The sequence below is a fragment of the Bradyrhizobium valentinum genome, assembly GCF_001440405.1.
Classification (GTDB): Bacteria; Pseudomonadota; Alphaproteobacteria; order Rhizobiales; family Xanthobacteraceae; genus Bradyrhizobium; species Bradyrhizobium valentinum.
This window is the reverse complement of sequence record NZ_LLXX01000046.1, coordinates 26,637-41,044: the sequence shown is the minus strand read 5'-3', so window position 1 is coordinate 41,044 and position 14,408 is coordinate 26,637. Positions and strand designations below refer to the sequence as shown.

Sequence of the window (14,408 nt, the reverse complement as noted above, 5' to 3'; positions counted from 1 at the left end):
CTTCAGAAAGCTGGAAGCAGATCGTCGTCGTCGCGCGTCACTGCATGGGCTCGGCGAACCGTCGCCGGCCCACTGGCTGCGCGCTGCATCTGGCTGCGATCGGAGGCCGCGTCGGAATCGTCGTCAAAAAGACGTTCCTCGCCTGAAGAAATCTCGCCGGCGCCATGCGCAGGTTCGTCGAACAGAGGGAGTTGCTGCTTGAGTCCGCCGTCCTCCTCGGCGTTCTGCATCAGATCGCGGAACGGAAGCGTCGCGAGCCGGAGATCGACCTGCCTGAGCTGGTCCTGCCAATCATGAACTCTCGAGGGTGGGCGATCAGCGTACAGGCCGCTATCAAGCCGTGGCGTCGGGAGCAGCCGCCCGGCGAAGTTTGCGTCCTCATAATGCCGTAGCTTTTTGGCGCGGACAGGTGCGAGGCCCGACACCAGAACGATGGCCTCGTTCTGGGGGAGTTGCATCACCTCGCCGGGCGTCAAGAGCGGTCGCGCGGTTTCCTGCCGACTGACCATGACGTGCCCGAGCCAGGGCGCGAGCCGATGGCCGGCATAGTTGCGTTGCGCCCGCAGTTCCGTGGCGGTGCCGAGCGCATCCGAGATACGCTTGGCTGTACGCTCATCATTGGCGGCGAACGCGATGCGCACGTGGCAATTGTCGAGGATGGCGCTGTTCTCGCCATAGGCCTTGGCGATCTGATTGAGCGACTGCGCGATCAGGTAGGCGCGGATGCCGTAGCCGGCCATGAACGCCAGGGCGCTTTCGAAGAAATCAAGCCGCCCCAACGCCGGGAACTCATCTAACATCATCAGGAGTTGCCGCTGCCTCGGCGCTCCGTCATTTGAGTTCAACGTTTCAGTAAGGCGGCGGCCGATCTGATTGAGGATCAGCCTGATCAAGGGCTTGGTGCGGCTGATGTCCGAGGGCGGCACCACGAGATAGAGCGTGACTGGCCTGTCGGCCGCAACGAGGTCGGCGATCCGCCAGTCGCAGGCCGCAGTGTTGCGGCCGATGGTGGGATCCCGGTAGAGCCCGAGGAAACTCACGGCGGTTGACAATACGCCGGAGCGTTCATTCTCGGACTTGTTGAGCAGTTCGCGCGCGGTCGCCGCGACCACCGGATGAACCTTTGGCGCGTCCGCCGTGCCGAGATGGTTGGTCGCCATCATGATCCGCAGCGTCTTCTCAAACGATTGGGCGGGATCGGCAAGGATTTCGGTGACGCGGGTGAGAGTCTTGTTCTCCTCGGCGTAGAGAACGTGAAGGATCACCCCGACGAGCAGCGAGTGGCTGGTTTTCTCCCAATGGGTGCGGCGTTCAAGCGCGCCTTCCGGATCAACCAGAATGTCGGCGATGTTCTGAACGTCCCGGACTTCCGCGGCGCCCCTCCGCACCTCGATAAGCGGATTGTACCGGGCGCTCCGTGTGTCGGTTGGATCGAACAACAAACAATGCGAGAAGCGCGATCGCCAGCCGGCTGTGAGGTGCCAATTCTCGCCCTTGATGTCGTGAACCACGGCCGACGAGGTCCAGGAGAGCAAGGTCGGCAGCACCAAACCCACGCCCTTGCCCGAGCGGGTCGGCGCAAAGCACATCACATGTTCTGGACCATCATGGCGGAGATAGTCACCGTCGATGCGGCCAAGGAAAACGCCCTTGGCCCGGAACAGTCCGGCGCCAGCGATTTCCTTATGTGTCGCCCAACGCGCCGAGCCATAGGTCGTGACCAGTTGATTTTGCCGGGCACGCCAGACGGAGTTGATGACCGCAAACAGCGCGCCCGCAATTCCCCCACCGGCAGATATAGCGCCGGCGCGCTCGAAGATCTCGGGCGCGTACGCTTCGTAGGCGTACCACCACTCGAACAGCCGCCATGGCAGATAGACCGGATAGCCCGACAGCGTGAACCAGGGCGAGCCAAGGCCGTCCTGATAGCCGAGCGCGCTGGCGGTCCACTGCGTCGCGCCCCACGTCGAGGTGACGACGATGCCGAAGACGACGGCGATCTGTCCCACGTAGATTTTTGCCGGAAACATTCTCTGCCCCATTCACAGCGCGACGTGAACGGCGCGATGAAGAGGACGAGAACGATGCACATTCAATCGAAATAAAAATCGTGCTCCGCAACGAAATCCGCGGTGATCAAATGCGTTATGGAGTGATCAGGCGTCGTCCAACTTCGGCGTAGTTCGAGAAACACCTCAATAGAATGTGAACGGTGTGGTGACACTGGATCTCATTACCTGAAGGAGCTCCGGGTTCTGCGGCGCGCGTCGGATCGCCGGTAAGGTTCGGGTCGGACGCACCGTGAGTCGGCCCCCGATACGGCGATCTCCGCTTGCCGCTCTAGCCGCTGGGCCGATTTTGGCGCTTTTTTGGGCCTGAATCACGGTTATACTCAATTCGCAGATTGAGTATAACCGCTTCTGGACACTCGAAACTCGCCGGGTTATACTCATTTTGCGAATTGAGTATAACCGATGGAGATGGTGATGGCGGCTCCCCCACTGGTCGCGCAGACAACCTATGCAGAGCTCGTGGAACGCTGCGCCGCCGCGGCGTTCAACGACGCCTTTGCCGAGGAAGGCTCATTTACGGCCAAAACCATCAAAGGACGCCGCTACTGGTACTTTCAAACCGGAACCGGCGAGGCGCGTACGCAACGATATGTCGGAGCGGAAACGCCCGAATTATTGGCGCAGATTGAGCACCATCAAACAATCCGCAGTGACGAGCGGCAACGTCGAACGCTGGTATCCACACTCTTGCGGTCGTACAACCTGCCTGGGCCCATACCTCGCATAGGCGACATCATCGCGGGATTGGCCAACGCGGGAGTATTCCGACTTCGCGGCGTCTTGGTTGGCACTGTTGCCTACCAGACCTACTCGGCGATGCTTGGAATCCGATTGACCGCATCCCTACTGCAAACTGCCGACGTCGATATTGCGCAGGCTAAAGACATATCTGTCGCCGTCGAGGATAGCATTCCGCCTATCATCGATATCCTGCGTAACGTCGACAAGAGCTTTCGAGATGTTCCAAATGCGTCCGATAGCCGGCGCCCAACCAGCTACATCGATAATGAGGGCATTCGCGTCGATTTTCTGACACCCACTCGCGGAGTTAATTCCGATAAACCGCAAGCCCTACCGTCTCTCAAGACAAACGCACAACCTTTGCCATTCCTCGATTACCTCATCTATCAGCCCGAGCCGGCGGTGATTCTGCACAATGCGGGGATTTATGTTCAGGTTCCCGCACCGGCAAGGTATGCCGTTCACAAGCTCATTGTTTCGCGGCGGCGCCCCGAAGGCTTTGCTAAACGCGATAAGGATATCCAACAGGCCGAAACGCTGCTTGAGGTGCTTGCCGAGAAGCGACCACATGAGCTGGAGCTGGCCTGGCAGGACGCATTCGATCGTGGGCCTAAATGGCGATCCCTCCTTATCGAAGGGCTCAGCCAACTTGGCTCCTCCGGTCGAGATCTGACACTCAGAACGATTGGCGTTCTGCGCGCCACAATTCCTGGCCTCGACCTATCCTTCAACAATCCGCCCGTACGCTATGATTTCAGTCGTGATATCGTGATGTTCGAAGGCAACGGGATGGGCAACGTTGTCCACTGTGCGATCAGTCGGGAGGCCCTCGATGATCATTTCGGGACAGATGGGCAAGACCAGAAGGGCCGCATCGAAAGCGTTCTGAAAAATAGATCCAAGATCGAGCTCATGGCGCGCACCAAATATCTCTCCTGGCCGGTGGAAGAGCCTGGCGCGGTACTGATCAAAACCGCGGACATCCCGAAGCTTTTGAAGGAAACATCTACCGCAAAGCTGTCAACGCCCGCCTCCCGATCGACCAGCAAGGCTCGCACGAAGCGCTGAGGCCGGTCACGAAAAGCAGTCCCTGAGTTTCGTCGACAGGTTTTTAGGATCCAAGCCCTTCATCGGCTCAAGCCACGCTTGATCCCGACCGCCCATGAAATCCCCTCGCCGCCGGCGACGCCGGTCACCGCCTGCCCCTTGGCCCGCTCCAGCACTGGCCGCCACGGCACGAGGCTGAAATCGCGCGCGCGCTCGATCAGCGCGAAGCGGCCGCTGCTAAGCGTCAGCATGCGGCGATAGGTGCCTGTGATGCGGTCGCCCGGTTTGGTCTCGGCGTAATCAAGACCGGTATCGCGCATCATGCGCGCGCCGACCTCGGCTAGTTCCCGCCGCTCCAGTGTTTGAAGCAGATTGCGTGCGTAAGCGATCCGTCCGCCCTGCTCGCGCGCAAGGCCTTGCTCCAGCAGCCACTGGCGCCGCAAACGAAGCGCACCCTCGAGTTCCGATCCCAGTCCCGTCGATGCGATCATCTCCGGCGATCTGGCAACAAGTTGCTTGTCGAGCCAGGTCGCGCCGGACGCGCCGGGCAGTTCGTCGAGGTTCTGCCAGGATAGAACTGTGATCCGCGCGGGGTTGCGCGATCGCTGCGCTGCCTCGAACTGAGCTGCGCGTTCAAGATAATCCGCCCCAACGGACCAGTCGCCGTTACCCGAGCGCTCGACCAGGCCTTGCCGTCGCATCGCTTCCAGCCGGCGGACATGCGCCTGAATGTACTCCCCGGCAGCCTTCGGATCGAACTCCCGATGCAGCTCAGTGCTGTAGACGCCATGGTTGCGGCCAGCGACGTCGGCGACGGTCCGGTCGACGTCGCGCGGGCTGACGCTGCGCGCGCGAATCTCGACGATCGTGTTTCGGATCAAGGGTTCGTCCGTAGTTTGCCGGACGCCGAGATCGGCGTAATGCGTTCGCCCATCGATGCCGTCCACGATCACGTATCGGCGGTCGTGCAACTCATCGGAGACCCCTTCCGCGACCAGCCGCCCGATCACCCGGGCGGCGCCGCCCTGCCCATCGAACATCACATGGTCACCGGCCGCACGGTGGATTCCGGCGGCGGTCAGATCGCGGTGCATCGTCTTGATGATGTCGCCGCGCTCGCCCATCCGCCGCAGCGCCGGCTCCATCTCCGGCATGACCCGCCACACGCCGGGCGCGGTCTCCTCAGCCAGGCCCATGTGCTCCAGCGTTCGCAGCCGTCCCATACGCATGGCGTGCCGCGCCGGATCGCGCTCCGCTTTGGCGGCAAGCCTCAAGGTTCCCTCAGCCGCGTCCCGCAGGATGGCACGATCGAGCCGGGTGAACCGCTCGGCGCCGACTTCGTTCTCTAGCTTGCGCATTGCCTCCAATTCGCTCTCAGGTCCCAACTCGCGGGTGATGAGCTCGCTGGCCCGCGCGCGGATGCCATGGGCAATGTAATCCCGCGCGATCACAAGATCCTTGCCCTGGTCGTCCTTGCCGCGCACCACGATGTGGCTGTGCGGGTGACCGGTGTTGAAGTGATCCGCCGCCACCCAATCCAACTGCGTGCCGAGGTCGGCCTCCATCTGCCGCATCAGGTCGCGCACGAACGGTTTTAGATCGGCAAGTTCATTGCTGTCTTCCGGGGCGACGATGAACCGGAACTGGTGGCGGTCTTCCGCGCCTCGTTCCGCAAACGTCTTTCCGTCGGCACGGTTGCTGCCGGCATCATACAACTCGCCAGGATCGCCTTCACGAGTGGCGCCGTCGCGCTGGATGTAGCGCAGATGCGCTCTGACGGCGCCGTTATCGCCGACCTTGATGCGGACAATGCGCGCCTTGATAACCACGCGGCGCGCCCCCGCGAGCCGCCCGCTCGCGGACACTGTTCCCTGGGCATGACCACGGCCAATCCGCGAACCGATGAAAGCCGCACTTCGGTGCGGTCGTCCCGCGCCAGCTTTCGCCGCGAGCTTGCGCACGCGTTTGACGTAGCCTGTGGCCTTGCGGCCGCGGCGGTTGCCGATCCGCCCGAGCCTGACCCTGAATTCATCGTCGGTGTCTGACATCCCCGCGCTCCGCTTTCGCGCCGGAGCATGTGCGTGCTCTCCGGTCTTGCCGCAAGACGCAGACGTGTTTCGTCAATCGCGCCAAGGCGCTGCTGCCTCTTTGGCGACACGCCGTTACGGCTGGCGACAAATCTTGGATGTGCAGACAACGACTTGGGCGCATTCAGGCGCCAGTGCTTTTATCTTGCCCTCCCGCTTCGCTCGTTCACCCGTTGGTCTCAATGGAAGAGCTTGCTTGACCGCAGGTTCGCGATCTGCCCGAACGAAGGCTCAGCGGCATACCGGGGAAGGTGCGCGCCTTTTTCTGACACGCACGATTGCTGTCATGGGCAACTTCAAATATTTGGATTCCAGGTCCAGAGCGGATGCGCCACGCCCAGGACGTCGCAGCGCAGCACCGGGCCGAAGTATCGCGAGTCGAACGAATGAGGGTGCGGCTGCAGCAGGAAAAATTCGCCTTCAACAAGCCGCAAGCAGCCTTCCCAGTTTGGCAGGGGCCGTCCCCCTCGATCGTTCTGAAGCACCTCTACAATGACCTTTCCATTAACCAAGATCGATTCGATCGGTGCTTTGGCGCGGCACACTTCATCGGCGCCTGCCGCAGCCACCTGCTTCAGAAGGGGTACCGGCGCCGGCAAAACGCCATGCGCGATGATCAGGAGCTCAATAGCCGGCGGCGGTCTGAACAGCGCCAGTTCACCGCGCGCGGGCAGCCGTTGCTCCAGATAGTAGAAGCCGAGTGGCGCGCTGCCCGAGGCATTGTAGATCAAAAGCGGCATCCCGTTCGCGAAGGAAATCAGCACTGCGATGATGCTGGCGCACATGGCCGAGAGCACGGCCAGTTGGCGCCAGAGACTTGCGCAATCAATCAGCATCGGAGGTTGACCTCCGCTTATTGGCTTGCGAATATTCGATGAGGTCTTCGATGTGGTAGCGGACATAGCGTCCGTGCTTGCGGTAGGCGGGCCCTCTGCCGTTCACCCGCATTTTTTCAAGGGTATTCTTGGTGAGGCGCAGCCAGGCGGCAGCCTCTACCGTGTTGAGAAACGGCTTATCGGACTCTTTGTCGTCACTCTTCGTCATTTCCGAGGCTCCTTGTCACCTACCTCATCAAGCACGAGGCGTGAGAAGAAGCGTCGTCACATTGGCAACCTAATTGGGAGTGGCGAATGCGGCAGGGTCTGTTTCGCCATCCCGCGAAAGCAAGTCTCGTCAAGCAGCCGCGACAAGAAGCGGCTAGCTCAGGAGATCGCGATAGCCGCCCTTCATCAATTCGGTTCCCTTGGCAACAAGCCGTCGCGTGCGATCCTTCAGGAATTGACTGTGCCCGTGCCATTCCTCCGCAACTTTTTTCTCCCCGAAGATCGTGATTGCGATCTGGCGGTAGGTCTTGCCCTCCAGGCTTTCATCGAGCGCGATCAGGGCGTGGTGCATACGTTCGTCGCTTGCGAACGGCGGCGTTTGTATCGTCCTCTGGCCAGGCTCGGTGAAACGCTTCAGGCGCTTCAGAAGCTCGATTTGCGCGGAGAGGTCGCCGAGGCCATGGAGCTCAAAGATCGGCGCAAAGGGCGCAGTCAGGGCAGGAAGACCGCGAATTTCGAGGGGGACATGAACGCCCGCTCCCTTCACCAACACCAATGGGATCTCGTCAACACCGATGACCGCCATTCGATTGACCTTGAAGTCCGCAAGCGTGGACGGCGGCGTGTTTTCGTTGCCATTTCGCATTTGGGCGTTGAGGCGGATCACCCGCTTCAGGGCATCGACGTGCCAGAACACCGGTGCCTGCCGGGCGCGTAGCGCGGGGTCGGCAAAGGCATAAAGTCCCCATCTTTCGGCGCGAGGAAATCGCCGCCGCAGACGCAACAGCCACGTCCCATCGCTAAGTCTGATGTACGGCAGACGGCGAGGAACGGAGCCTCGCCACTCGGCGATATAGTCTTTGTTTCGGCGCAAGAACTCCCACGCCCAGTCGCATGGGTCATAGCCCGCCGGATCAAGGCGAGCGACGCCATCGCGCGTACGGCGGTGCGAAGACATGTCGGGATGGTTCAGGGCCTGCCCCAAGCTAGAAAGCACTTCGGAGTGCTGATCGTTTCGGCCAAATGGGGCAACAGAACGGCCCAGCGGGTACTTTTGGGCGCCGACTGCATCAGTCCGCCAGTGTCCCGATCATACCCGCGCAAGTTTCTGCTGGTGTCTTAGCGGATCGCCCAACGCCGGATCACATAATGCAAATCGGCCGTGGTTGCGAGAACCCTTCTCTCGTCCCCGTGCTGACCCCACGGCAGACACTCGAGCGCGGTAGCCCACGAACAAGACGTCTCAATGTCAATCTTGCAAATTCCATGGTACGCTTTCTCGTGTGCGGGCCAATTCCGGTCTGCGCAGTAAGCGATCTCATTTGAGATTTAACGGAGGGGCATATGGCCAAGAAAGCGAAGAAGGCGAAGAAGACCACCGGGAAAAAGGCCAAAAAGAAGAAGATGAAGAAGTAAGTCTTCGACGACCTTCTGCTCGTTCCGAGCAAGATGCATGCTGCGGCAACGTTTGCACTCGTCGACCTCGCTTTGGTCTGAATGGACCGATCAATGGTTGGGCCGGACCGCATGGCGCCTTAGGCACCGTGCAGTCCGGCCCCAAATTCTTACAGCCTTTCCGGCAGCTCTGCCCTGAGTTGGCCGAGGCCTTTAATGAAACCCATTCATCACCGTCACGACCTTCGATAGCAGGACGCCAGTCGACATCAGCGCGGCAAGGCTGATGATCATTTGCGCCAGGCAAGTGCGCTTAAGCGTCACCGCTTGTGGATCGGGAAGCACCATGAACGGACTCGCCATCGCCAGCTCCGTGAAGCGGTGAACGCGTTTATAGTGGCCGAGAAATAGGGTGAGTCGCGCCGATCGCGATGCAGTATATTTGTTGCCCGTAAGGTTGACTCTTCACCGACTCGGCTGCGGCAAACTCGGGGGCACGAATTGAGGCGCTGCGCCGAATCGGTTGGCCTTAAGTTCAGGTAAACAAAAGATTAACGGCTTCCGTCGCACGGCTAAAAGGCCCCGCCCGAGTGGGTCGGGCGGGGCTCGGTGGAGAGAACCTCAGTCGCCGTTCTTTCGCGGCCGCGACCAGAGCAGGGCATGACCTTCGTTTTCATCCTCGAACAGGTTCGCATAGATCGGCGCGTTGAACGAAGGATCATCGAGTTTGAGCGAGAGGTAGTCGCGGCCCTCCTCCGAGCGCTTCGACCAGGCTGCCCCGATCTCGGCCCGGCCGACGTAGACGCGGTGGCTGGGCGCGTTCTCGTTTGTGCGGTTGGGCTCGGCGACGATGCGGACGCCCTTCGCCTGCACGCTCAGGGTGACGATCTCGCCCTGAAAATCGTTGCCGACCTTCTTAAAGGAACCGATGTTAGCCATGTCACTTCTCCTTGAGTTTTCGAGCCCGCGACCACCGCGGCCTCGATGGTGATCGAGAGGCCGAATGACGATCGGCGACGCACCCGCTCGCGGGCCGGAGCGTAGCGGAGGACGCTAGCCGGAAGACTTTCTTGGCTCGCGAGGAATGGGCGTGAGCCCAGGGGAAGAAAGTCTTAACGGCGGCGTTGCGGCTCAGACGATCGAGGCGGAGCCGGTCTTCGGCCAGATCAAGCCATCAAGAGGCAAGGTGCGTCCGGGCGCGGAACAGCCTTAAGGAGACGGGCGGCGGACGTCGGTCGTCCTGTACAAGAGGTCGAGAGGTTCAGGCGAAGAAAGGAAACAACGTGCAAAGTCGGGCGTCGGCCGCCCCGAAATAGCCGTTAGAGAGCGCCCGCCTCGACACTCACAGGGTCGCGAATGATGGGCATAATGGCCGTGTAGTATTCTGAGGAGACCGCCTCTCGCTGCGACATCCGTCGTTGGCATTCTCGACGCGCCTAACGATTGAGGAGCACCCTGGGCGTCGAGCCGAAGGGCTTTAACCGTCCTGGCCGCGAGAACTGATTGACGTTCGGTTCGCCCTGCCCTGACTGACTGAAGCGGGCCAAGCTCGGCCAAGACGGTCATGCGCGCCCGCTCCCGTGTCACCGATGAAGATCGAACCGATGCAGCCAAAGATCTCGCGCCAGAGCGGGGATGGCATCCCAACGTACGATATCCGAGAATCACATGATAACCGGCAACGGCCGCCGGAATGGCAAAGACTGCCGCGATGACGGCGCGCAAGACGAATGACGGCGCCAGGGCGAAGGTGATCTGACCGATGAGGAGCATCAGCGCGGCGGCAGCGATGTCGACGAGCAACGCGCCGATGGTGCCTGCGCACTATGAAATACCATCACGCCGGCAGTGAACCTAACCAGGAATGGAAGGGCGTCTACAGCGAGAGCAAAGATCGGAGCAGAATAGGCCGATGCGAAGGTATTGAGGAAGTCCGAGAGCAATTCGCGCCTTCCACCACCACCTCGACGCGAGTTTACCCAAGCCGGAACTAGTTAGAAGTGCGGCTCACTGTCTAACCACGTTCGAGGTGGCGAATATGCTCGGGTGGCGCGATTGCGTCGGTTACGACGCTAGCCCTATGCAGGGAGATTTCGAAATCGGCATGGACGGCGCTCACGCGCCGCCATCGCCAAACTTCCAGACCGGGATGCCGAGCCGTTTCGCCTTGTCGGCGAGATTGCTCTGGATGCCAGTGCCGGGGAAGACCATGACGCCGATCGGCAGAATCTCCAGCATCGCGTCATTGCGCTTGAACGGTGCGGCCTTGGCGTGCTTGGTCCAGTCTGGCTTGAAAGCAATCTGAGGCACCTTGCGATTGGTCGCCCATTTGGCGGCGATCAGTTCGGCGCCTTTCGGCGAGCCGCCATGCAGCAGCACCATGTCAGGATGCTTGGCGTGGACCTTGTCGAGTCGATCCCAGATCAGATGATGGTCGTTGAAGTCGAGCCCACCGGTCAGGGCAATTTTGGGGCCGGCCGGCAGCAACACTTCGGTCTCCGCCCGGTGTTTGGCGGCGAGGAAATCCCTGGAGTCGATCATCGCCGCAGTAAGCTTGCGATGATTGACCAGCGATCCAGAGCGAGGACGCCAGGGCGAGCCGGTATGGACCTGGAAGCTCTCGATGGATTGATCGCGGAAGAGCTCCATGCAGTTACGACGTTCGACCAGCGTGATGCCTTCGGCCGTGATCCGCTCGAGTTCCACCGATCTGATTTCCGAGCCGTCCTGCTCACGCTGGCTCTTCCGCTGCGCTTGCTCGTTGCTGTCGAGCTCGCGCTCGATGCGCTCTGTTGCACGGTGGAACAGGTTGACCGTCGACCAGAGCAGGTCATCGAGATCCGGCTCGAGGCGAGTGTCGCTTAGGGTTGCGACGAGGGCGTCGAAGATATCGGCGACAGCACCCGCGATCATCTTGCCTTCGGGAAGCGGCCTCGGGTCTGGCTCGTCGTTGAAAGGACGGTAGCCAAAGAGCTGAAGTTCGCTAATGACGTGATCATTCGGGAATGAGCCGTGCGTTGGTTCGAAATCGAGGTCGTTGCGATCGGATGTCATGGTCGAGGTCCTTTGCCCGGATCGGCCGCGCCCATCGCGGCCTTCGTGGCGATCATCTGACGGCGGGCGGAACGGACCAGAACCCGAAGCGAAGCGAAGGGCCGCAGCAATAGCGGAGGATGGCGAAGTCCGGCTATTTTGTTTCGCGATGCAAAGGCGCGTGGCCGGGGCCCCGCGAAGCTTTCTTCGTGGGGTGAACACCGCCGGCGGAAAATAGCCGGGCGCAGCCATTGCCGGTCCGGTCCGAATGCTGTCCGATCGCCCTCTAGAAGGCCAGGGCGCCGCCTCTCCTCGGCACCATGGACCTACCATCGACCTGCCGTGACGACGGCGCGAGCAACGCCGGCTTTATCCCTTCTCCGCCATAACCAAGAAGCGGGTAACGTCCTGCGGCGCGAGCTGAATGCGCATGGCCGCTCGAAGCTCGTGGATGCCGAACGTGCGGAGATCGTCATTGAAATCTCCCAACCGAGGAGACAAAGCGATCGCCACGATACCAGCAGCCTCCGAGCGCTGCCTGAGGGCGGCCGTCGCCGCGTCTCCCGCCGCATCCGCATCCCGGACGATGTAGAGGCGACGCAGCGTGGGCGGGAGCAGCATGGCAGCGAGGTGATTGGCCGATAGTGCGGCGGCCATTGGCAAGGTAGGCAGTACGTAGCGCAGCGACAGGATGGTTTCGATGCCTTCGCCAGCGACAAGCACATCATTCGCCGTACCGAAACGAACTGCGTTGCCGAGCAGATCGCCCATTGCCCGTCGTGGTGTGTCGATCGGCGCCTTGCCGAGCCGGATCGGGTCAAAACCCTCAGGATTGAGCCAGGTCCGGTGCGCGCCTGTTATCCGGCCATCGAGATCGGTGACGCGGGCAATCATTGCAGGCCAAATCTCGGTCTGCGCGTCCTCATCCGGCCGACAGTAGCAGCGTGGGTGGAAGCGCAGGCTCGCTCCGTGGTGCAGCTCGAAAATGGCGCGTCCGCGCAGATATGCCTCCACGAGGGTTCCGTCGATCGGCCGAGATATCGCAAACAGTCGCCGCGCCGCTTCCGGCGATCCTGCCTTTACTGTTGCACGGACGGGCTTCGTTGGGAGATCCGGGTGCGGCCGAGGCAGCTTAAGGAAGCGCGTTGCCTCGTCCACGACATCGCGGAATTCTATGAGGCCGCAGGTTTCGCGGATGATGTCGAGGAGATCACCGTGTTCGCCCGTGGCGGCGTCGGTCCATTTGCCCGCAGGCCCCTTCTGTGATTTCTGTAACCGCACGAACATCGAGCGGCCTGGCGTGTTGCGGACGTCGCCGACCAGCCAGTAGCGCCCCACGCGCCGACCATTGGAGAGATAGTGGCGGCACACCGCCTCGGCCTCGCGCGCGAGGCGGTGTGCCAGTTCGGAAGCGTCGAACATCATCAGGCGGCCTCGCAGTGGGCGGGTTGTTCCGCCGGGCTCGAAGCGAGATCAGGCAAGAACGCGAGCAGATAATCCGCGACTTTGCTGGCCTGCGAAGCGGCGCGGACGATCGCGCGATTGTCTTCGCGGAGCACCTCAAGCCACGAAGCAATGTAGTCCGCATGCCGCACGGTCGGCACGAGGCCGAGCGAAGCACAGCAGAATGCAGCGGATATCTCCGCGATGATTTCCTCGAAGGCGTATTTCTTGGTGCCGTAACTTCCGGATAGATCCCGGTTGAGCCGTGAGGAGTGGCCGCTGGCATGAGCCAACTCGTGCAGAGCCGTGCGGTGCCAATTGATCGGCTCAAAGTAGGCAGCCGGACATGGCACCTGAACGTAGTCCTCAGAAGGACAATAGAAAGCTCGGTTACCGCCGATTCGAAGATCGATGCCGCTGGTACTAATCAGCGCTTCGACTTGCGGCTCGATCATGTGAGGTAACGGGAGAGGCGCCATAGTCGACACCTCGGCTGGCAGCCCGTCACATTGGTCGGTATTGAAGACCGTAAAACGTTTCAGAAAGTTAATCGCTTGGGCTTCGTCGGCCGCCTCAATCGCCCGCTTCCTCTCCTCTTCGGGCACGAAGCGGTCAGCATAGACGACGGTCGTTCCTCGCTCTCCTTTGCGGACCTGGCCACCCAGCGACAATGCCTGCCGGAAGGTGAGCCAGCTCTGGCCGGAGAAGCCCCGCTCGACCACAGCGCTCCAGAGGATCAGGATGTTAATGCCGCTATATCGCCGATGTGTTGCTGCATTGTGAGGCATGGCAAGCGGCGCCTTCGCCGCGGCCGTTCCCCACGGCTGGACCCAGGGCACACACCCCGCCTCTAGTTCGGCAATGAGTCTATTCGTGATCTCGTCATAAAAATTGGTCCGGCCGGGGCTGCTCTGCGAAACTTGGTTGTGCCTGGACATCGCGGTTCTCCGCGACGGGCACCGCGAGCCTCTCTCGCGGCTATAAACCCGTCACGGCAATCCAGGCCGCCACTCTTGGCTCTCTGGATATCTCCTCGTCTCGGCCATCTCGGTGCGTCTCGACCGTGAATGCGATCCAGAGTCCCATCCTTCAAAGCCCAGGTCATGGAAACCGGTGTGGCCTCCGTCAATGCCCGGCGAGAGTGGGTTACTCGATAAGTGGGGAAGCTTATGTTGCTGACATCGAAATCGCGCGCGAGTATCGCGGCGTTCTGACTCTAAGTGCGAATTTGCGATCCGATCGAAATGCGTAGCATGGGCACACGCCGGTCACGCGCGGGCGTTGTCTAATTGCCGGCGCAGGGTCAACTTTTTGTGGCTCTCAGCCCCCGAGACCATAGACCTCGGCGGCATGGACGGGCGGCCTCAGTTAGTTTGCTGTAAGCGCGGCATGGACCGTGAAATCCTCTTGCAGCAGTTGGCGGTAGTCCACCGCAAGTCTCCCAGGACGCCGCGCGCATTGCCAAAAAAGGAAGTGCCTTCAACCTGGATCAAGTCCGTGGGGCAAGGTCCGGATGCGTCAGCCCCTCGATCCTTCGCTTTCTGACA

11 protein-coding genes are annotated in these 14,408 nt (G+C 61.2%); 1 reads left to right on the top strand and 10 read right to left on the bottom strand.

Going from position 1 to position 14,408, the window contains the following annotated elements:
* Positions 1 to 2: 2 nt before the first annotated feature.
* Positions 3 to 2,030: a conjugal transfer protein TraG gene (locus CP49_RS08090; protein WP_057849760.1), complete on the bottom strand. Its 2,028-nt coding sequence runs from the start codon at positions 2,028 to 2,030 to the stop codon at positions 3 to 5.
* Positions 2,031 to 2,474: 444 nt separating this feature from the next.
* Here CP49_RS08090 and CP49_RS08085 point away from each other — a divergent pair, with 444 nt between their 5' ends.
* Entirely contained in the window at positions 2,475 to 3,881 is a 1,407-nt protein-coding gene (locus CP49_RS08085; RefSeq protein ID WP_057849759.1) for a GSU2403 family nucleotidyltransferase fold protein, read from the top strand.
* A 59-nt stretch (positions 3,882 to 3,940) separates the two neighbouring features.
* Here the strand turns inward: CP49_RS08085 and rlxS are convergent, their stop codons facing one another.
* From rlxS to CP49_RS08045, 9 genes are all read right to left on the bottom strand, one after another.
* Complete coding sequence (gene rlxS / locus CP49_RS08080) at positions 3,941 to 5,908, bottom strand: relaxase/mobilization nuclease RlxS (RefSeq protein ID WP_057849758.1); 1,968 nt, start codon at positions 5,906 to 5,908, stop codon at positions 3,941 to 3,943.
* 335 nt (positions 5,909 to 6,243) lie between these two features.
* A complete protein-coding gene (locus CP49_RS08075) occupies positions 6,244 to 6,783 on the bottom strand; it encodes a S26 family signal peptidase (protein WP_057849757.1) in 540 nt (179 codons plus the stop codon).
* On the bottom strand, positions 6,773 to 6,991 hold the full coding sequence (locus CP49_RS08070) for a helix-turn-helix domain-containing protein (protein WP_057849756.1): 219 nt from the start codon (positions 6,989 to 6,991) through the stop codon (positions 6,773 to 6,775). The genes CP49_RS08075 and CP49_RS08070 overlap by 11 nt, the downstream gene beginning before the upstream one ends.
* Positions 6,992 to 7,144: 153 nt before the next feature.
* Entirely contained in the window at positions 7,145 to 7,774 is a 630-nt protein-coding gene (locus CP49_RS08065) for a DUF2285 domain-containing protein (protein ID WP_057849755.1), read from the bottom strand.
* A gap of 824 nt (positions 7,775 to 8,598) precedes the next feature.
* Positions 8,599 to 8,748, bottom strand: a complete 150-nt coding sequence (locus CP49_RS44415) for a hypothetical protein (protein WP_156438159.1) — start codon at positions 8,746 to 8,748, stop codon at positions 8,599 to 8,601.
* 258 nt (positions 8,749 to 9,006) lie between these two features.
* The gene (locus CP49_RS08060; RefSeq protein WP_057849754.1) at positions 9,007 to 9,324 is read right to left on the bottom strand and encodes a DUF736 domain-containing protein; all 318 of its coding nucleotides are present in this window, start codon (positions 9,322 to 9,324) and stop codon (positions 9,007 to 9,009) included.
* 1,176 nt (positions 9,325 to 10,500) lie between these two features.
* Entirely contained in the window at positions 10,501 to 11,439 is a 939-nt protein-coding gene (locus CP49_RS08055; protein ID WP_057849753.1) for a DUF2493 domain-containing protein, read from the bottom strand.
* A 348-nt stretch (positions 11,440 to 11,787) separates the two neighbouring features.
* A complete protein-coding gene (locus CP49_RS08050) occupies positions 11,788 to 12,843 on the bottom strand; it encodes a DUF7146 domain-containing protein (protein WP_057849752.1) in 1,056 nt (351 codons plus the stop codon).
* Entirely contained in the window at positions 12,843 to 13,799 is a 957-nt protein-coding gene (locus CP49_RS08045; protein ID WP_057849751.1) for an ArdC family protein, read from the bottom strand. Before CP49_RS08045 ends, CP49_RS08050 begins: the two co-directional genes overlap by 1 nt.
* Between the last annotated feature and the right edge of the window lie 609 nt (positions 13,800 to 14,408).

Excerpts from the sequence above, each read along its gene's own strand:
- CP49_RS08090 (WP_057849760.1), bottom strand. The coding sequence starts at position 2,030 with ATGTTTCCGGCAAAAATCTACGTGGGACAGATCGCCGTCGTCTTCGGC.
- CP49_RS08085 (WP_057849759.1), top strand. The coding sequence starts at position 2,475 with ATGGAGATGGTGATGGCGGCTCCCCCACTGGTCGCGCAGACAACCTAT.
- rlxS (WP_057849758.1), bottom strand. The coding sequence starts at position 5,908 with ATGTCAGACACCGACGATGAATTCAGGGTCAGGCTCGGGCGGATCGGC.
- CP49_RS08075 (WP_057849757.1), bottom strand. The coding sequence starts at position 6,783 with ATGCTGATTGATTGCGCAAGTCTCTGGCGCCAACTGGCCGTGCTCTCG.
- CP49_RS08070 (WP_057849756.1), bottom strand. The coding sequence starts at position 6,991 with ATGACGAAGAGTGACGACAAAGAGTCCGATAAGCCGTTTCTCAACACG.
- CP49_RS44415 (WP_156438159.1), bottom strand. The coding sequence starts at position 8,748 with ATGGCGAGTCCGTTCATGGTGCTTCCCGATCCACAAGCGGTGACGCTT.
- CP49_RS08060 (WP_057849754.1), bottom strand. The coding sequence starts at position 9,324 with ATGGCTAACATCGGTTCCTTTAAGAAGGTCGGCAACGATTTTCAGGGC.
- CP49_RS08055 (WP_057849753.1), bottom strand. The coding sequence starts at position 11,439 with ATGACATCCGATCGCAACGACCTCGATTTCGAACCAACGCACGGCTCA.
- CP49_RS08050 (WP_057849752.1), bottom strand. The coding sequence starts at position 12,843 with ATGATGTTCGACGCTTCCGAACTGGCACACCGCCTCGCGCGCGAGGCC.
- CP49_RS08045 (WP_057849751.1), bottom strand. The coding sequence starts at position 13,799 with ATGTCCAGGCACAACCAAGTTTCGCAGAGCAGCCCCGGCCGGACCAAT.